Source organism: Streptomyces sp. NPDC015532 (assembly GCF_043078065.1).
GTDB lineage: Bacteria > Actinomycetota > Actinomycetes > Streptomycetales > Streptomycetaceae > Streptomyces.
The window spans coordinates 147,261-165,668 of the sequence record NZ_JBIBSY010000009.1 but is presented as its reverse complement, the minus strand read 5'-3'; the positions used below and the strand labels follow the sequence as shown (position 1 = coordinate 165,668).

Here is an 18,408-nt window from a genome sequence, read left to right as displayed (position 1 = left end):
CCGGGGTCGCGTCAACCTCGGGGTGCCCGCCGTCACCCCGCCCCCGTCCTCCGGGAATTCCCGCGACCCGTACAGGTGAAAATGCCAGGATGGCGGCCATGACCGCCTCGTACGAGACGCCCGAAGTCATCGACCGCCGTCAGAGCCCGTACGGCGAGGTCGTGCTGCGGCGCCACGGAGCACTGCTCCAGATCATCGCCAACGGATGCTTCCTGATGGACACGTCCGACGGGCGCTCCGAGCGGCTGCTCATGGACGCGGCGTACGACGCGCTGGACGGGCGCCCGGAGCCGAGCGTGCTGATCGGCGGGCTCGGTGTCGGGTTCTCGCTGGCGCACGCCGCGGCCGACCGCCGCTGGGGACGCATCACCGTTGTCGAGCGCGAACGGGCCATCATCGACTGGCACCGGGACGGCCCGCTCGCCACGCTGTCCGCCGGGGCGCTCGCCGACCCGCGCACCGCCATCGTCGAGCGGGACCTCGTCGAATACGTCAATGAGATCTCCGACACGTTCGACGCCCTGTGCCTCGACATCGACAACGGACCCGGCTGGACGGTCACCGAGGGCAACGCGGGACTGTACGGAGCGTCCGGACTGGCAAGCTGTGCAAGGGCGTTGAGGCCGGGCGGCGTCCTCGCCGTGTGGTCGGCGCAGCCCTCTCCGGAATTTGAAGTTACCTTGCGGAATGCCGGATTCCGCCGGGTCCGTACCGAAGTGATCCCCGTTGCCCGGGGCGTTCCCGACGTGGTGCATCTCGCGGTGAGGCCTGGATAGCCGAGCCGCACCCACTGCCCGTACCCTGCTTGCCTGACGCGGATCATTCAAGCGTCAAGCGCAGTCATGGGATCACCCCACGGATTCCGGAAAGCACACTTCAGGGGCGGGCGATGGAGCAGACACACACCTCCCAGAACGGTACGGCGGCGACCCCGGGCGCTCAGCGCCGGGTTTTGGTCGTCGAGGACGACCCCACGATCGTCGACGCCATCGCGGCCCGTCTGCGAGCCGAGGGATTCCTCGTGCAAACCGCGGGTGACGGCCCGGCCGCCGTCGACACCGCCGAGGCATGGCAGCCCGATCTGCTGATCCTCGACATCATGCTGCCCGGCTTCGACGGTCTGGAGGTCTGCCGGCGCGTGCAGGCCGCCCGCCCGGTGCCGGTGCTGATGCTCACCGCGCGCGACGACGAGACCGACATGCTCGTCGGACTCGGCGTCGGCGCCGACGACTACATGACCAAGCCGTTCTCGATGCGTGAACTGGCGGCCCGGGTGCACGTCCTGCTCCGCAGGGTCGAGCGCGCGGTCGTCGCGGCCTCCACTCCGCGCAGCGGCATCCTGCGGCTCGGCGAGCTGGAGATCGACCACGCGCAGCGCCGGGTGCGGGTCCGCAGCGAGGACGTGCACCTCACTCCGACCGAGTTCGACCTCCTGGTCTGCCTCGCGAACACCCCGCGTGCCGTACTCTCGCGCGAGCAGCTGCTCGCCGAGGTGTGGGACTGGGCGGACGCCTCCGGTACCCGGACCGTCGACAGTCACATCAAGGCGCTGCGCCGCAAGATCGGTGCCGAGCGGATCCGTACGGTGCACGGCGTCGGCTACGCACTGGAGACCCCGACTCCCTGAGCCGGGACTCCAAGGAACTCGGGACCCGGGTGACCGGGACCCGCGTGAGGGGCTGATGTGATGAGCGGACTCGGAGAGCGGGGACGCGGGCTCGGCGAGCGCGCGTCCGGTGAGCGCAGGAGCTCGGGCTCCTGGGGCGAGGTGCGGCCCTTCTCGATCAAGACCAAGCTGGGCGCGCTGGTCGTCATCTCCGTGCTCATCACCACCGGTCTGTCGATGATCGCGGTGCACACCAAGACGGAGCTCCGCTTCATCACGGTGTTCTCGATGATCGCGACCCTGCTGATCACGCAGTTCGTGGCGCACTCGCTCACCGCGCCGCTGGACGAGATGAACGCGGTGGCCCGCTCGATCTGGCACGGGGACTACACCCGCCGGGTGCGGGACGACCGGCGCGACGAGCTGGGCGACCTGGCCCAGACGATCAACCTCATGGCCGACGAGCTGGAGGCCCAGGACCGTCAGCGCAAGGAGCTCGTGGCGAATGTCTCGCACGAGCTGCGGACCCCCATCGCGGGTCTGCGCGCGGTCCTGGAGAACGTCGTGGACGGTGTCTCGGCGGCCGATCCCGAGACGATGCGCACCGCGCTGAAGCAGACGGAGCGCCTCGGGCGGCTGGTGGAGACCCTCCTCGACCTGTCCCGGCTGGACAACGGCGTCGTACCGCTGCGCAGGCGGCGCTTCGAGGTGTGGCCGTATCTGTCCGGGGTGCTGAAGGAGGCCAACATGGTCGCCTCCGCGCGCGCGGACCTCACCTCGGGCTCGGGCGGCGGCCACACCCGCACGGACGTCCATCTGCACCTCGACGTGTCCCCGCCGGAGCTGACCGCGCACGCGGACCCGGAGCGGATCCACCAGGTCGTGGCGAACCTCATCGACAACGCGGTCAAACACAGCCCGCCGCACGGCCGGGTGACGGTACGGGCCCGCCGGGGCGACCATCCCGAGTCGCTGGCTCTGGAGGTCCTCGACGAGGGGCCCGGCATTCCGAAGTCGGAGTGGCACCGCGTCTTCGAGCGGTTCAACCGCGGCGGGGTGCCCTCGCCGCACGGTCCGGGCAGCGACGGCGGTACGGGACTGGGGCTCGCGATCGCCCGCTGGGCGGTGGATCTGCACGGCGGACGCATAGGTGTGGCCGAATCTCAGCGGGGTTGCCGGATCCAGGTCATCCTTCCGGGCCTCCCTTCTCTGCCAAGTTGACGTAAAGTTCGAACCGGAGCCGCAAGATCCACCGCTGTCGCCACCGGCGTACACGTGTGATCAGGCACAGGACCGCGTGACCCGTGCCGCGGCCCAGGACCGACGTACCCTTTCCCCTGCGGAACCTCGCTTGTTTCCCGCCATTTCCATGGGCGAAACACGGATTCCGATGTGACTTACGCGACGTTGGACGGGCCCGGCCTGACCTTCTCGGCCAGGGAGGCGTAGCCTTTATTCCCGCTGTCCATCACCTTGCGAAGCGGAAGAGGGCGGTTAGCGCCGTGTCGCCACAGTCCCCCAGTAACTCGAGTATCTCGACCGATGACCAAGCCGCCGGGAAGAACCCCGCGGCCGCCTTCGGTGCCAACGAGTGGCTCGTCGACGAGATCTATCAGCAGTACCTCCAGGACCCGAATTCCGTAGACCGAGCCTGGTGGGACTTCTTCGCCGATTACAAGCCCGGGGCGCCCGCCGCCTCGGCTCCGGCGGGTACTGCGGCCGCGGGGGCCGCAGGGACCACCACTCCGGCCGCCCCGGCCGCTCCCGTGCCGCCCGCGGCGCGCCAGGCTCCTCCCCAGGCCCCGGCTCAGGCCCCGGCCGCGCCCGCTCCGGCCGCCGCGCCCGCGGCTCCGAAGCCCGCCGCCGCGGCCCCGGCTCCCGTGAAGGCGGCTCCGGCCGCCGCGCAGCCGAAGGCCGCTCCGGCGACCGAGGCGCCCGAGGGCCCCGAGTACGTCACCCTGCGCGGTCCCGCCGGTGCCGTCGCGAAGAACATGAACGCCTCGCTGGAGCTGCCCACGGCCACGTCCGTGCGCGCGGTCCCGGTGAAGCTGCTCTTCGACAACCGCATCGTCATCAACAACCATCTGAAGCGCGCCCGGGGCGGGAAGATCTCCTTCACCCACCTCATCGGGTACGCGATGGTGCAGGCCATCAAGGCCATGCCGTCGATGAACTGGCACTTCGTGGAGAAGGACGGGAAGCCCACCCTCGTCAAGCCTCCGCACGTCAACTTCGGCCTCGCCATCGACCTGGTGAAGCCCAACGGCGACCGCCAGCTGGTCGTCGCGGGCATCAAGAAGGCCGAGACGCTGAACTTCTTCGAGTTCTGGCAGGCCTACGAGGACATCGTCCGCCGCGCCCGTGACGGCAAGCTGACGATGGACGACTTCACCGGTGTCACGGTCTCGCTGACCAACCCCGGCGGCCTCGGCACCGTCCACTCGGTCCCGCGCCTGATGCCCGGACAGTCGGTCATCATGGGCGTCGGCTCCATGGACTACCCGGCGGAGTTCCAGGGCACCTCCCAGGACACCCTGAACAAGCTCGCCATCGCGAAGGTCATGACGCTCACGTCGACCTACGACCACCGGGTCATCCAGGGCGCCGCCTCCGGCGAGTTCCTGCGCATCGTCGCGAACTTCCTGCTCGGCGAGACCGGCTTCTACGACGAGATCTTCGAGTCGCTGCGGATTCCCTACGAGCCGGTCCGCTGGCTCAAGGACATCGACGCCAGCCACGACGACGACGTCACGAAGGCCGCCCGTGTCTTCGAGCTGATCCACTCCTACCGGGTCCGCGGCCACGTCATGGCCGACACCGACCCGCTGGAGTACAAGCAGCGCAAGCACCCCGACCTCGACATCACCGAGCACGGGCTCACCCTGTGGGACCTGGAGCGCGAGTTCGCCGTCGGCGGCTTCTCCGGCAAGTCCCTGATGAAGCTGCGCGACATCCTCGGCGTGCTGCGCGACTCGTACTGCCGCACCACCGGCATCGAGTTCATGCACATCCAGGACCCGAAGCAGCGCAAGTGGATCCAGGACCGCATCGAGCGCCCGCACTCCAAGCCGGAGCGCGAGGAGCAGCTGCGCATCCTGCGCCGGCTGAACTCCGCCGAAGCCTTCGAGACCTTCCTGCAGACGAAGTACGTCGGCCAGAAGCGGTTCTCCCTGGAGGGCGGCGAGTCCGTCATCCCGCTCCTCGACGCCGTCATCGACAGCGCCGCGGAGTCCCGCCTGGACGAGGTCGTCATCGGCATGGCCCACCGCGGCCGCCTGAACGTCCTCGCGAACATCGTCGGCAAGTCGTACGCGCAGATCTTCCGCGAGTTCGAGGGCAACCTCGACCCGAAGTCGATGCACGGCTCCGGCGACGTGAAGTACCACCTGGGCGCCCAGGGCACCTTCACCGGCCTGGACGGCGAGCAGATCAAGGTCTCGCTGGCCGCCAACCCGTCCCACCTGGAGACGGTCGACCCGATCATCGAGGGCATCGTCCGCGCCAAGCAGGACATCATCAACAAGGGCGGCACGGACTTCACCGTCCTGCCCGTCGCCCTGCACGGTGACGCGGCCTTCGCCGGCCAGGGTGTGGTCGCCGAGACGCTCAACATGTCGCAGCTGCGCGGCTACCGCACGGGCGGCACGGTCCACATCGTCATCAACAACCAGGTCGGCTTCACCGCCGCCCCGGAGTCGTCGCGCTCCTCCATGTACGCCACCGACGTGGCCCGCATGATCGAGGCGCCGATCTTCCACGTGAACGGTGACGACCCCGAGGCCGTCGTCCGTGTCGCGCGCCTGGCGTTCGAGTTCCGTCAGGCGTTCAACAAGGACGTCGTGATCGACCTCATCTGCTACCGCCGCCGCGGGCACAACGAGTCCGACAACCCGGCGTTCACGCAGCCGCTGATGTACGACCTGATCGACAAGAAGCGCTCGGTGCGCAAGCTCTACACCGAGTCCCTCATCGGTCGCGGCGACATCACCCTCGAAGAGGCGGAGCAGGCGCTCCAGGACTTCCAGGGCCAGCTGGAGAAGGTCTTCACCGAGGTCCGCGAGGCCGTCGCCCAGGCGCCCGAGGCTCACGTCCCGGACGTCCAGGCCGAGTTCCCGGTCGCCGTGTCCACCGCGGTCTCCCAGGAGATCGTGAAGCGGATCGCCGAGTCCCAGGTCAACATCCCCGACAACGTCACCGTGCACCCGCGGCTGCTCCCGCAGCTCCAGCGCCGCGCGTCGATGATCGAGGACGGCACGATCGACTGGGGCATGGGCGAGACCCTCGCCATCGGTTCGCTGCTCCTGGAGGGCACGCCGGTCCGGCTGTCCGGCCAGGACTCGCGCCGCGGCACGTTCGGCCAGCGCCACGCGGTGCTGATCGACCGGGTCAACGGCGAGGACTACACCCCGCTCCAGTACCTCTCGGACGAGCAGGCCCGCCTGAACGTCTACGACTCGCTGCTCTCCGAGTACGCGGTCATGGGCTTCGAGTACGGCTACTCGCTGGCCCGGCCGGACGCGCTGGTCATGTGGGAGGCGCAGTTCGGCGACTTCGTCAACGGCGCCCAGACGATCGTCGACGAGTACATCTCGGCCGCCGAGCAGAAGTGGAACCAGACGTCCGGCGTCACCCTGCTGCTCCCGCACGGCTACGAGGGCCAGGGCCCGGACCACTCCTCGGCCCGGATCGAGCGCTTCCTCCAGCTGTGCGCGCAGAACAACATGACGGTCGCCCAGCCGACGTCCCCGTCGAACTACTTCCACCTCCTGCGGTGGCAGGTGCACAACCCGCACCACAAGCCGCTGGTGGTCTTCACCCCGAAGTCGATGCTGCGTCTGAAGGCCGCAGCGTCGAAGGCGGAGGAGTTCACGTCGGGCCAGTTCCGCCCGGTCATCGGCGACGACTCGGTCGACGCGGCCGCCGTGCGCAAGGTCGTGTTCTGCGCCGGCAAGCTGTACTACGACCTGGAGGCCGAGCGGAAGAAGCGCGGCTCCACGGACACGGCGATCATCCGCATCGAGCGCCTGTACCCGCTGCCGGGTGCCGAGCTCCAGGCGGAGATCGCCAAGTACCCGAACGCCGAGAAGTACCTGTGGGCCCAGGAGGAGCCGGCGAACCAGGGTGCCTGGCCGTTCATCGCGCTCAACCTGATCGACCACCTGGACCTGGCGGTCGGCGCGGACGTCCCGCACGGCGAGCGCCTGCGCCGCATCTCGCGTCCGCACTCCTCCTCCCCCGCCGTCGGTTCCGCGAAGCGGCACCAGGCGGAGCAGGAGCAGCTGGTGCGTGAGGTGTTCGAGGCGTAGGCCTCCGGCACGACAGCGTGAAGGGGCCCGCCCCCGAGTCCTGGTGGACTCGGGGGCGGGCCCTTGGTGTTCGCGGTTCCTGCCCGTCAGGTGATGTAGGGCTCGAAGTCCCAGAACGGCCGGTTGCGGGAGCGGGCCGAGATGGTGTGGACGTGCTGGGCGCCCAGGGTGCCGGCCAGGTCCTCCAACGCCTCCTGCTCGATCTTCTCGGCCTGCTGGGTGTCCCTCAGTCCGCGCAGGTCCGCCGCGAGCGCGATGCGGGCGGACAGCGTCAGGGGATGGGTCCGGCCCAGCGTCTCGGTGGCCCTGGCGACCGTCAGGTGGCCGAGTGCCGCCGCCGACTCGGGGTCTCCGAGGAGGTTGCGCAGGGCGGCGGTGTTGACGGCGCAGCCCAGCGTCCAGGGGTGGTTCTCCCCCACGGCCTCGGTCATCTCGGCCAGGGACTGTTCGACCGTCACGAGGGCCGACTGGCGCTCGCCCACGCTGCGGAGCACCAGCGCGTGGTTGGCCCGGGTGCCGGCGAGATAGGGATGCCCCTCGGCGAGCAGGAGTTCGTAGCGTGCGACGACGGCCTCGCTGACCTCCCGCGCATGGTCGATGTCTCCGTGCTCGCGGGCGAAACAGCTCTCGCTGACGGCGAAGCTCAGGGTGGTCGGGTGGCTCTCCCCGAGGACCCGCTCGCTGCGCTCCAGGACGCGGGCGAGCATCGATCCGGCCCGGGTGCGGTCCCCGGTGCGGTACTGGCACAGGGCGAGGTTGTGTTCCGCGCGCAGTGTCTCCGGGTGATCGGCGCCCATGACGATGCGGTGCTCACGGACGCTCTTCGCCTGGATCGACTCGGCCTCGGTGTAACGCCCCAGGAGCCTGAGGTCGGTCGCGTAGGCGATCTCCGAGTACAGGGTCCACGGGTGCCGCCCGCGCAGGAGTTGCCGACGCGCCTCCAGCATCCGCTGGTCGATCTCCAGCACTTCCTTGTAGCGGCCCAGCAGCCGCAGTGAGACGGCGACGTTGTTCTGCGCGTTCAGGGTGCGCGAATCCGTCTCGCCGAGCAGGTCCCGGTACGCCGTCAGGAGCCACTCGGAGCGCTCCAGCGCCTCGTCGTAGCGCGCCAGGCCGCGCAGGTCGGCGGCGAGTCCGCCCACCGCCCGCAGATGGTCGAGGTCGTGTTCGCCGCGCTCCCGGCGCAGATGGTCCACGGCCGCCCTCTCCAGGGCCTCCGTCCGTTCGTAGTCGCCCACCGCGCGCAGGAGATTGGCGTAGTGGTGGGTCAGTTCCCAGATGCGCGGGTGGGTGTCGCCGAGCAGTGCGCGCCAGGTCTTCATGGCGCGCTCACCCAGCTTGATGCCCGCCACGTACTCGCCCGAAAGGTACATGTAGCGCAGGGAGTTGAAGACGAGCCGCTGGACCGCGGAGTCCTCGCTCTTGAGGACGTCGGCGTACTTCAGATGGGGAACGACCTCGGCGTACCCCGGCCACAGCCGGGTGTCCGTCGGGCGCCTCGGGTCGGCCGCGGCCAGGGCGCGGCGGACCACGTCGATGAACTCGCGGCGGTCCTCGTCGGGCATGTCCTTGTGGACGATCTGGTGGACCATGCGGTGCAGGTACAGGGACTCGCCGGAGGAGGCCGCCTCGTCGCCGGCCGCCTCGTGGGACTCCAGGCGGACGACGGAGTACTGCCGGAGTTGGTTGATGGCCTTGTTCCACAGCAGCGGATCGTTGAGCAGACCCGCGATCTGTTCCGGCAGTTGGTCGTGCGGCATCTCCTTCAGCAGGCGTACGGGGATGAAGCCCGGCGCGAAGAAGGTGCACAGGCGGAGCAGGTCGACGGACTCCGGGACGGTGTCGCGGAGTTTGTTCAGCAGTATCGACCAGGCGGTCTGGAAGGCGACCGGGAAGTCGGCGGAGATCTTGACGACGTCCTGGTCGATGCCCCCGTCCAGCAGGGCGATGTACTCCTGGACGGACAGGTCGGAGTCGTTGAGCCAGCCGGCCGTCTGGTCCAGCAGGAGGGGCAAGTCCTCCAGGGCATCGGCGAGCTGGTCGGCCTCGGGTTCGGTCAGCCGGGGTGCGCGGCGGCGGATGAAGGCGACGGACTCGTCGCGGCCGTAGACCGGCACCTCCAGCAGCTTGCTGTTGTGCTCGCTCCACTCGGGGTTGCGCGAGGTGATCAGGACGTGGCCGGGTCCGGTGGGGACGAGGTCGTAGATCTGGTCGGGCTCGTCCGCGCCGTCCAGGATCAGCAGCCAGCGGGAGTACGGGTCGCCCCGGCGCAGCGAGTCGCGTACGGCGCGCAGCCGTTCGCCGTACTCCGCTCCGGTCGACAGGCCCAACTGCGGTGCCAGTTCGGCCAGTCGGCGCCGGTAGGAGACGCGCTTCTCGGCGTTGACCCACCACACCACGTCGTACTCGGAGCCGAACCGGTAGACGTACTCGGCGGCGAGCTGGGTCTTGCCGACGCCGGACATGCCGTGCAGGGTGACCACGCCCGCGCCCGCCTCGGCACCCTGGAGCAGGTGGTAGGCGTCGTTCAGGAGTGGCTCGCGGCCGGTGAAGCGGGTGTTGCGACGGGGCACTCCGCCCCAGACCTCGGGCATGGCGGCCGGGAAGCGGGGGCCGCGGCGGGCGCCCTCGACGGACTCCGGGAGAGGGTCGGAGGACAGGTCGAGGCGGTCGAGGACACGGCGCTCGGCTTCGTCGGCGCCCATGTTGTTCAGGTCGACCGCGCCGAGCACGGTGGTGGCCGTCGGCAGCGTGCTGTTGGTGACGGAGACGGCCGCGAAACGGGACGGGTCGGGTGCGACGACCTCGCGCAGCGCGGCGTTCCACTCCTCGTAGGTGCGCGGGCCCAGCTGGAAGTACCACTCACTGACGATGATCAGGATCCGGCCCTGGGCCAGGGTCAGGTCACGCAGCAGGTCGACGAGGGGCACCTCGGCCGGGGCGTCCCAGCGCTGGTACACCACACGATGGCCACGCCGCTCCAGACGGTCCCCGATCCAGGCCGCCCAGGCCCGGTTGAAACCGGCGAAGCTGATGGTGACGGTCTGCTTCGCGGACCCCCTTTCGGCTGGCCCGACCGGCGTACGAGCTCCAGACATGCAGCGGCCTCCCCGCGCGTGATTTTAGAACCGCCGCCTGGGTCGGCGATAGGGCGCCGACGCACACCAGTCGCTTGCTCCACGGTTCCTTCTCAAAGGTGTTCAGCGACGATCTTGGCGCACGCTCCGCCCCACGTCCGGGAACCCACGGCTTTCGGCGAGGATGGCTCAATCGAAACGGAGCATGGCGCGTTCGACAGGCGCGCGGGGCGCGTACGGCGGGCCCCGTACGACTCGGCCGGCGTGCGCCGCGCCCCCCTCGGGATGCGTGGTTCATTCGCCCGGTGCGTGGCGCCGGTTCCACAGCGCCCGGGCGGCCTGGACGTACGCCGTCGCGCGCGCCACGTGTCCGCGAGGCGGCGGCTGCTCGGCGAGCGTTTCGTACACCTCGACCATGCGGTCGACGAACCTGCGTCCCCGCACGGTGAGATCGCCCGATCCGACGAGCGCCGGCAGGACGGCCCCGACCTGTGCCTGATAGCGCGCGTGCTGCGCCCAGGCGGCGTCCCGGCGATTGGGGAGCGTGGTTGCGAGCGCGCCGCGCTGGAAGAAGTCCGCCAGCGCGAGGTGGGAGTAGGCACCCTGCAACAGGCCGTCGTACGGGCGCGGATCGGGGCGCCAGGGTGCGAAGTGGCGGGCCGCGGGGCCGGCGTGATGCAGCGTCATCATGTCGCTGAGCGCGGCGAGTTTGGTGTGCTGGATCTCGTGGACGAGGGTGGCCGCGAAGGCGGTCGGTGTCGCCGGCGCGCTGCTGAGGACCGCGCCGAAGGCCTCGCGCCGGGTGCCGCTGCAACTGCCGCCGGCGCCGCCCGGTACCGAGCCGGACGGGGCGGCCAGCGGGACCAGACAGCGCAACAGGGTCACCGATTCCGCGAGCCGGCGTTCGCCGCCCGTCGCGAGGGCCGCGGCGGTGCCCGACCAGGTGTGCAGCCAGTGCTTGCGGTCGGCGTCGTCGAGGGAGGCCGGGCCGCTCAGGGTGTCCGGGCGGGGTCCGCCGCGGGCGGTGCGATACGGGTCGAGGTCGTCCAGCGGTACGGCGGCCGAGCCCGGCACCAGACCGGGCAGCGTGTACGCCGACGTCCAGGCAGCGGCCTCCGACCAGGCGCCGGCACCGCTCTGCGGACGCACGACCACGTCCGCCTCGCCGCGCACCCGGAACGTCAGCCGTCCGCGCCGGTGGGCGACGGCGACCTCCGTGGCCCCGGAACCGGAACCGCCCGTGCGCAGCGCGCCGAGCGAGGGCAGCGTCAGCACACCGTCGTAAGCCGTCAGCCGTACCGCGTAGGACACCCCGGCCCGCGCGGCGGCGACGGCGGCGAGTGCCCCGAAGTGGGCGAGCGCGCGGGCCTGTTCGCGGGCGTCACGGCCGGGGAGCGGGCCCGCTCCGGCACCCAGGGTGCGCAGGGTGTCCCTGGCCCAGGGGCCGATGAACGGGTGGAGGAGGAGGTCGCGCACGGGGGACGGCGGCGGCCGGTTCCCGGCTGTCGGGTCTTCCTCGGCTGCGACCGGGAACCCGCCGGGCCCGTACGGCCCCTCGGGCACGGACGGGAACAGGGACGGGGACCAGTCGGACCCGTACTCCGGTGCCGGAACGGGTGCCGACGGCGGCGCCGGTCCGTCCAGGGTCTCGGACTCCGGCGCGAGGCCGTACGGCTGCCCGTGCGACCGTACGGAACCTCCCGGCCACCCGGACACCGGCGTGGGAACCGGCAGCCGCCCGGACACCGGCGCGGAGCCCCCCGGCCGTCCTGGCCCCGGCACGAAGCCGTCCTGCCGCCGCCGCTCCCCCGGCCCGGCGCCCCGAGGCCGTCCCCGGAGTCGGGCGGACGGCTCCAGTCGTTCGGCCTCCTCCAGCAGGGACCAGTCCTCGCGCAGCCGGGCCAGGGCGGTGGCGGGACAGACGTCCGGGGCGGCCGATCCGGCCGCGTCCAGGACCGCGCGGAGCAGGAGCAGCCGTCGGGTGTGCTGGTCGCGGACGAGGAGCCCGAGGGTCTCGGGGCCGCCTGCGGTGCGGCCGAGTTCGTCCACGGCCCGTTCCGGGACCGCGGGCAGGATCACAGGACGTCTCCTTCGAGGAGGGCGGGCGCGGCGGGTGCGGGGGAAGCGGCAGGGACGGCGGGCGCGGCGGCGGCACCCGCCAGGCTCCGCGCGACGTGGCGGATGAGGCGCTGGAGGTCGGCGCAGTACACCGACGGGTTGGTGAAGCCGTGTCCGGCCCGGTATCGATGCGCGTAGTGTCCGCCGCCGCACACGGCGAGCAGGGGGCAGGCCCGGCAGGCCGCGGCGAGCGAGGCGGCGCCCGCCTGCCGGGCCGCGACGCCGGGGTGGCGCAGGGCCTGGTCGAAACTGTTCCGGAAGACGTCGAGGCCGGTTCTGGCCGCCCCCTCGTAACAGGACTTGAGGGAGTCGACCTGCTCGATGGAGCCGTCCGTCTCGACGACGGCGGCGTCGAAGGGCGCGAGGCCGAGGGACTCGGTGGCGGCGGGCAGCCCGAGGAGCAGCGCCACGCACTCCTCGAAGAGCCGTACGCGTGTCTCCCGTCGCCCGGCCCGCCACCAGCGGTCGAAGACGGCGCACAGCCAGTCGCCGTAGGGAGTTCCCGGCCCCTCCCGGTGGGGTGGTCGCGCGGACCAGTTTCCGTGCGGGAGCAGCAGGTCGAGGGCCGGCGGCCGCAGCGCGAGCAGCGACTCGTACACCTCGACCGGGTCCGTCGTGGGGTCCACGACGGTGAGGATCCCGGCGTAGGCCTCCGGGCGGTGTTCGCTGATCAGACGGGCGCCGCGGGCGGCGGCGGGCCAGGACGGCCGGCCGGCGTGGTCGGTGCGCAGCGTGTTGTGCTCGGGCAGGCCGCCGTCCAGGCTGATGCCGACGCGGATGGAGTGCCGGGCCAGGACGGCGAGCCGCCGCTCGGTGAGCAGGGTGGCGTTGGTCTGGACGGTGGCGTGCACGGTGCAGTCGTCCGGGACCCGGTCGCGTACGAGGCCGGTGAAGCGGGCGAGGGTGCCCGCGCCGGCCAGCAGAGGTTCGCCGCCGTGCAGGACCAGGGAGAGAGCCGTCAGCCCGTGGGCGGCGGCGTGTTCGCCGATCCTCAGCGCGGTCCGTTCCAGGACGCCGGGCGGGGTGGCGGCGGGACGGCCGCGCCAGGTGTGGTCGGGGCCTTCGTAGAGGTAGCAGTAGCGGCAGGCGAGGTTGCAGCGGCCGTGCATCTTGACGATGAACTGCCGGAAGGGGAAGGGCGGTTCTGCGACAGGACCGGCACGTGAGGGCCGTTCGGGGTGCGGCGACGGGGTCGCGGTGACCGGTATCGGCATCGGTATCGGTGCCGGGGAGGTCGCCTCTGCAGACACTCCGGCACCCCCATGGTGTGCGGCCCGGCACCCCATGGTGCACGGCCGCTCGATCCCACGCCGCGAACCGCGCCACGGCCCCCTGCCCGTACCCGGCGGCATTCCCGGCCGCACACCGGTCACAAACACCGGCCGTCCGAACTTGTCCGGTTCAATCACAAGGGTGGACCGGAACCAACCTGCCGTGAGCGACAGTTGGCCGGGCCGCCGCTCACTTCGGCGTTCAGAAAGCGTTGTTGAACCCCCACAGGATCTCGCTCGGCTCTCCGGAGCGGGCTCGCAGATCGGCCAGCACCTCGGTCAGCACCGGGTGTTGGATCGTCCGCAGCTCCGCGAGGTCGAGATCCAGCAGGTCGAGGACGGCAAGGTCCGCCGGATCCGGTGTCCCGGCCGGGCCCGCCAGGTCCGCTGTCCCGGCCGGGCCCGCCCGGTGCGGTGTTCCCGCCGGGCCCGCCCGGTGCGGTGTCCCCGCCAGGCCCGTCACGGCCGGTGTCCCGGTGGTGTCCGTCGGGTCGTCCCAGGCGTCTTCGGGGGCCGCCGGCCGTGCCGGACCCGGTGTCGGGGACGGGACTGACCACGGCGGTCGGTCCCCCGCCGCTTCGCGGTCCTGTGCGCCGTCCGCCACTTCGTCGCGTGCGCCCATGTCTTCTCCCTCGCCTTCCCTGACTCCGCCCCGGCGGCCGCCGGCAGGCGCTCCTCACTCCAGCTCGGCCAGCCGCTGCGCCGTCTGCCGGGCCGTCGGCTCGCCCGAGCTCGCGACACCGTCCGGCAGCCGGGACCACTCGGTCCGTGCGGCCCGGTAGGCCTCGCGCGCGGCACGCGGGCGCGCCGCCGCTTCGTAGGACATACCCCGCAAGTGCTGTGCCTGAGCGGCCAGTTGCATTGCCTCTTGGCGGGTGCGCTCGGTCTCCGCCTCCTCCTCGGCCTCGCGGGCCGACTCGGCGGCGGCCCGGAAGGCGTCGATGGCCTCGTCGAGCCGCGCCTTGCGGCCGAGGCTCTGGTACGCCTCGAACTGGGCCTGTCCGAGCTCCAGCCAGCAGTGGGCGGTGGTGAGCGGCGGGCCGTCCTCCAGCGCCGCGAGTCCGAACAGGTGCTCGGCCTCCCGCAGGTCGACCCGGTCACCGCGGGCGCGGTAGCGCAGCATCAGCGCGCGGCCGAGCAGCAGCAGGCGGTGTGCGAGTTCGGTGCTTCCCGCCGGGGTCTCGGTGCGGCAGTCCCGCAGCACCCGGATGGCGCGGTACAGCGATTCGCTCGGGTCGCGTCCGTGGTCCGGCACGGCGTGCCGCAGCAGGGCCTCGCCCCATTCGGCGAGGACGTCCGCGTGCGCGGGGGCGTCCCGGGGCACTCCGCGGGAGGCCTGCTCGAACCGTGCGGCGGCGTTCTGGAGTTCGCGCGGGTCGCCCGTGTCGGCGTACCGGGCGACATGGACGCGTCCGGCGCGCACCAGCAGGGCGGAGCGCAGCCCCTGTTCGCGGGTCAGGGCGAGCGCCTCCTCGACATGGTCGCGGGCGTCGTCCAGTGCGCCGCCGGACCTCAGGAGCGCGTCGACGAGATCGAGGAGGATACGGACGCGGGAGGACTCGCCGGCGGCCGGCGTGTTCTCGGGGCCGGTCTCCAGGGCGGCGCGCAGGGAGTGCGCGCCCTGCTCCGCGTACAGCCTGGCCTGTTCGGGGTCGGCCGTGGCGCCCGAGAGGTGCAGCAGGACACGGCCGTGGGCGAGCGGGAGTCCCGAGGGGCGGCTTCGCCGGTCGGGCCAGGCGTCGGCGAACGCCTCCAGCATGCCGACCGCGCCCTGCAGGAGCGCGCTGTCGCCGCCGAGGCGCCACTGCGCCTCCAGCGCCCGTACCCGCTCCAGGGTGAGCCGCAGGGCCTCGGTGGCGTCCAGGTCGGGCGCGGCGCAGGCCACCGCGTACTCGCGGTCGGCGCGTTGCAGCAGGTCGAGTGCCCCGCGCCGGTCGCCGCGCCGCCTGCGGTCGGTGGCGGCGGCGTGCAACACCCTGGCCAGGCTGGCCCTCTCGCGCAGGGAGCGGGGGTGCGCGACGGCGCGTTCGGCGGCGGCCTCCGCCTCGCGCAGCAGGTCCGCGCCGCCCTGTACCTCCCACAGCAGCAGGACGCAGTTGGCGTACTCGGCCCACAGTTCCGGGTCGGCGCCGGGGCGCAGTTCGTGTTCGGTGGCGCCGCGCAGGAGTTGGACGGCGTCGATGAGGTCCTGCACCATGCCGTCGCTGCCGAACTGGCCGGCCAGGGAGCGGGCCCTGAGCACCGCGGGGTGGGTGGGCCGCTGGTCGGGCGGGCCGTCGGGGCCCCGGGTCGGCGCGTAGTTCGCGAAGTGTTCCGGCAGCGGCATGAATCGCTCCAGTACCCGTGCGGCGACCTCGGCGAAGGGCTGGGGTACGAGGGTGGCGCCGCCGTTGTCGCCGTTCTCGCCCGGGTATCCGGCGCCCGGCGAGAACGGCGGTCCGGAGCCGCCCTCGCCGAGCTGTGCGAGCGCCAGGGCGGGGAAGTTGGGGCCTCCCTTGCCGAAGCGGTGCTCGATGTACTCGGAGCAGTGCTTGAGCACCAGCATGGCCTCGTCGAGGCCCAGCGGGGACAGCAGCGCTTCCTGCGCGCCGGGCGCGAACTCGTACCACTGGGTGCCGTCCGCGCCGTACTCCTCGGTCCTGGCGCGTGAGACCAGGCCGCTGAGCAGGACTTCGGCCAGTTCGGCGGGCCCGGAGTCGGGGAGCATGGTGCGCTGGACGAGTTGCATCACGGGGAGGCTGAGCGGGGCCGCGGCCAGATAGCCGGCCAGCCGTCCGGCGGCCTTGGAGGCGTTGGAACGGAACCGGCTGACCAGTTCGAGCCCGGACATCCGGCGTCCGGGCCGGGTGCTCGGGGCGGGCTCGTGGTGACTGCGCACCCAGCCGACGGCGCCGGCCACGGGTCCCGCGCCGGCTCCGGACAGCAGGCGTGCCCAGGCTCCGAGCGCGATGGGCTCGGGCGGCAGGACGGGCACGGGGAGCGCGCCCTCGCGTGCTTCCGGCGGGGTACCGGCGGGCAGCCGGACCTTGAGGGTCGCGGCGCCCGCGAGGGCTTCGCCGCGCGTCAGTTCGCCGTAGGACACCGGGAGCCGGGTGCGGTTCCACATGCGCTGCGGCAGCGGCTGGAGTACGGCGGCGGGGCCGAGCCGGGACAGGTGGTGCAGGAGCCGGTGGGCGTGGCCGCTGTGCCACAGGGGGCCGGCGCAGTCGCTGACGAGGAGGGTGACGCGGCGGCCTGTCGGGTCGCTCAGCCGGTCGGCGGAGTGCAGGGGGGCCGCGCCGGGCTCGGGGCTGCGGCTGACGGCGGGTTCTCCGTCCGGGCCCTGGTGGAGGTGGCTGACCTGGACGTCCCGGAAGGCGCCGAGCCCGCTGAAGACCTGTTCCAGTTCGGCGAACATCCGGTCCCACACGCGCATGGACGAGGAGGCGTCCATGACGAGTTGGAGGGCGGCGTCGGCCCGGGTCACCCCGCGGAACACCGGCAGGACCAATCCGCCCGCCCGGGCGGTGAGTTCGGCGGTCGCGGTCTCGTCGAGGACGGCGCGCAGGGGTGGCGCGGCGGTGCGGTAGCCCTGCAACGGGCGCAATGCGCGCTGGAGTTCGAGGGGGGAGGGGAACGCGGGCGCGGCGGGTACGCCGACCGGCAGGACCGCCGAACGGCCCCGCCCGTAGCCGCGCGGCGCGCCGTCGCGCGGCACCGGGTACAGCGCGACGCGCCGGTCCGTCTCCGTGTCCCGCCGGGCCGGTCCGGTCCGGTCGCCGGGCGGTGGCCGTTCCTCCGGCCGCGCGTCCTGGCGCCCGGCGGCGGGGTCCTCGGCCGCCGCCCCGTGGCCCGGCGCCGACGCGCTCTCCCCCACGTTCCCGGCCCGGTCCGTCGGGCGCGACCAGCGCGCCAGCCACAGCGCGTCGGCCAGTTGGCGGGCATCGGGATCCAGCCCGGCCTGCCGTATCCGGGCGATGAGTTCGGCGATCGGGTCGCCGCCGGGCATCAGCGCGTCACCTCGGGCGGTCGAGCCGCTGGATGAGCAGGTCCGCGAGCCGGTCCCGGCTGGGCGGGGCCGCGGCGTCGGTGAGGTAGATGGCGTTCAACAGCTGGTCGGCCGCGACGAGTTCACTGCGTGAGCGCTCCAAGAAGTGGGTGATCAGATCGTCCCCGGCCCGCGCGGCCTCGTCGCCCAGGTGGGCGCGTACGAAGGTGGCGAGCCGCTTGTGGTCCGGGCGGCCCAGTTCGAGGTGGATGCAGCGGCGCATCAGCGGGGCGGGGAAGTCGCGCTCGCCGTTGCTGGTGAGCACCACGAAGGGGAAGGCGCGGCAGCGCACCCGGCCGTCGCGCACCCGCGCCTTGGTGCCGTCGGCGGTGAGCACCGCGGCCTCGCCGCCGGGCAGCCGGTCGGCGACGCGTTCCAGCTCGGGAATCGCGAACTCGCCCTCCTCCAGGACGTTCAGGAGGTCGTTCGGCAGGTCGATGTCGCTCTTGTCCAGCTCGTCGATGAGCAGCACGCGCGGGGTGTCGGAGGGCAGCAGCGCGGTGCCGAGCGGGCCGAACCGGATGTAGCTGCCGATGCCCTCGACGGAACCGGGGGCGCCGGTCGCGGCCGGATCGGCACCCTGCGGCGCGGCGAGCTGCACGTCCTGGAGCCGGGCGATCGCGTCGTAGTGGTAGAGGCCGTCCCGCAGCGTGGACCGGCTGACGATCGGCCAGCGCAGGACGTTGCCGAGGCCGAGTTCGTACGCCACCGAGTGCGCGAGCGTGCTCTTGCCCGCGCCGGGGCTGCCGGTGACCAGCAGGGGCCGGCGCAGATAGAGCGCCGCGTTGATCATTTCGAGTTCCTCGGCGCCGGGCCGGTGCAGTTCGGCCAGATGGCGGTACGCGCCCAGCCTGCGGTCCTCGGAGCCGTCACCGTCGCTCCCGGCGGCGTCGCGGCTCGCGAAGTCCCGCCACGGCGGTGGGGCCGGAAGCCGGTTCAGGCCGTCGTGGGGTTCGCCTGCGCCGCGGTAGATGAGCCACTCGCTGGAATCGGTCATTGCCCA

At 72.2% G+C, this 18,408-nt stretch carries 10 protein-coding genes; 4 read left to right on the top strand and 6 right to left on the bottom strand.

The genetic code is table 11. The features are described from left to right. Nucleotides 1–98 precede the first annotated feature (98 nt). The 4 genes from ACF07B_RS25760 to ACF07B_RS25745 all read left to right on the top strand — a co-directional run bounded on the left by ACF07B_RS25760 (nt 99) and on the right by ACF07B_RS25745 (nt 6,912). Entirely contained in the window at nt 99–776 is a 678-nt protein-coding gene (locus ACF07B_RS25760; RefSeq protein WP_392180783.1) for a spermidine synthase, read from the top strand. A gap of 113 nt (nt 777–889) precedes the next feature. Continuing rightward, the gene (locus tag ACF07B_RS25755) at nt 890–1,627 is read left to right on the top strand and encodes a response regulator transcription factor (RefSeq protein WP_037620929.1); all 738 of its coding nucleotides are present in this window, start codon (nt 890–892) and stop codon (nt 1,625–1,627) included. A 60-nt stretch (nt 1,628–1,687) separates the two neighbouring features. Beyond that, on the top strand, nt 1,688–2,827 hold the full coding sequence (locus ACF07B_RS25750) for an ATP-binding protein (protein ID WP_369484480.1): 1,140 nt from the start codon (nt 1,688–1,690) through the stop codon (nt 2,825–2,827). Between the two features lie 281 nt (nt 2,828–3,108). After that, on the top strand, nt 3,109–6,912 hold the full coding sequence (locus tag ACF07B_RS25745; protein ID WP_392180668.1) for a multifunctional oxoglutarate decarboxylase/oxoglutarate dehydrogenase thiamine pyrophosphate-binding subunit/dihydrolipoyllysine-residue succinyltransferase subunit: 3,804 nt from the start codon (nt 3,109–3,111) through the stop codon (nt 6,910–6,912). 86 nt (nt 6,913–6,998) lie between these two features. On the opposite strand, the gene fxsT is transcribed toward ACF07B_RS25745, so the two are convergent. The 6 genes from fxsT to ACF07B_RS25715 form a co-directional block, all read right to left on the bottom strand. Then, entirely contained in the window at nt 6,999–10,010 is a 3,012-nt protein-coding gene (gene fxsT / locus ACF07B_RS25740) for an FxSxx-COOH system tetratricopeptide repeat protein (RefSeq protein WP_369484296.1), read from the bottom strand. A 273-nt stretch (nt 10,011–10,283) separates the two neighbouring features. Next, the gene (locus tag ACF07B_RS25735; RefSeq protein ID WP_392180667.1) at nt 10,284–12,068 is read right to left on the bottom strand and encodes an aKG-HExxH-type peptide beta-hydroxylase; all 1,785 of its coding nucleotides are present in this window, start codon (nt 12,066–12,068) and stop codon (nt 10,284–10,286) included. Continuing rightward, nucleotides 12,065–13,321, bottom strand: a complete 1,257-nt coding sequence (locus tag ACF07B_RS25730) for an FxsB family cyclophane-forming radical SAM/SPASM peptide maturase (protein ID WP_392180782.1) — start codon at nt 13,319–13,321, stop codon at nt 12,065–12,067. The genes ACF07B_RS25735 and ACF07B_RS25730 overlap by 4 nt, the downstream gene beginning before the upstream one ends. A gap of 259 nt (nt 13,322–13,580) precedes the next feature. Then, nucleotides 13,581–14,000, bottom strand: a complete 420-nt coding sequence (fxsA, locus tag ACF07B_RS25725; RefSeq protein ID WP_392180666.1) for an FxSxx-COOH cyclophane-containing RiPP peptide — start codon at nt 13,998–14,000, stop codon at nt 13,581–13,583. 54 nt (nt 14,001–14,054) lie between these two features. After that, nucleotides 14,055–17,366: an SAV_2336 N-terminal domain-related protein gene (locus tag ACF07B_RS25720; protein WP_392180665.1), complete on the bottom strand. Its 3,312-nt coding sequence runs from the start codon at nt 17,364–17,366 to the stop codon at nt 14,055–14,057. 7 nt (nt 17,367–17,373) lie between these two features. Continuing rightward, on the bottom strand, nt 17,374–18,402 hold the full coding sequence (locus ACF07B_RS25715) for an AAA family ATPase (protein ID WP_392180664.1): 1,029 nt from the start codon (nt 18,400–18,402) through the stop codon (nt 17,374–17,376). Between the last annotated feature and the right edge of the window lie 6 nt (nt 18,403–18,408).

Excerpts from the sequence above, each read along its gene's own strand:
- ACF07B_RS25755 (WP_037620929.1), top strand. The coding sequence starts at position 890 with ATGGAGCAGACACACACCTCCCAGAACGGTACGGCGGCGACCCCGGGC.
- ACF07B_RS25720 (WP_392180665.1), bottom strand. The coding sequence starts at position 17,366 with ATGCCCGGCGGCGACCCGATCGCCGAACTCATCGCCCGGATACGGCAG.
- fxsT (WP_369484296.1), bottom strand. The coding sequence starts at position 10,010 with ATGTCTGGAGCTCGTACGCCGGTCGGGCCAGCCGAAAGGGGGTCCGCG.
- ACF07B_RS25750 (WP_369484480.1), top strand. The coding sequence starts at position 1,688 with ATGAGCGGACTCGGAGAGCGGGGACGCGGGCTCGGCGAGCGCGCGTCC.
- ACF07B_RS25730 (WP_392180782.1), bottom strand. The coding sequence starts at position 13,321 with ATGCCGATACCGGTCACCGCGACCCCGTCGCCGCACCCCGAACGGCCC.
- ACF07B_RS25760 (WP_392180783.1), top strand. The coding sequence starts at position 99 with ATGACCGCCTCGTACGAGACGCCCGAAGTCATCGACCGCCGTCAGAGC.
- fxsA (WP_392180666.1), bottom strand. The coding sequence starts at position 14,000 with ATGGGCGCACGCGACGAAGTGGCGGACGGCGCACAGGACCGCGAAGCG.
- ACF07B_RS25715 (WP_392180664.1), bottom strand. The coding sequence starts at position 18,402 with ATGACCGATTCCAGCGAGTGGCTCATCTACCGCGGCGCAGGCGAACCC.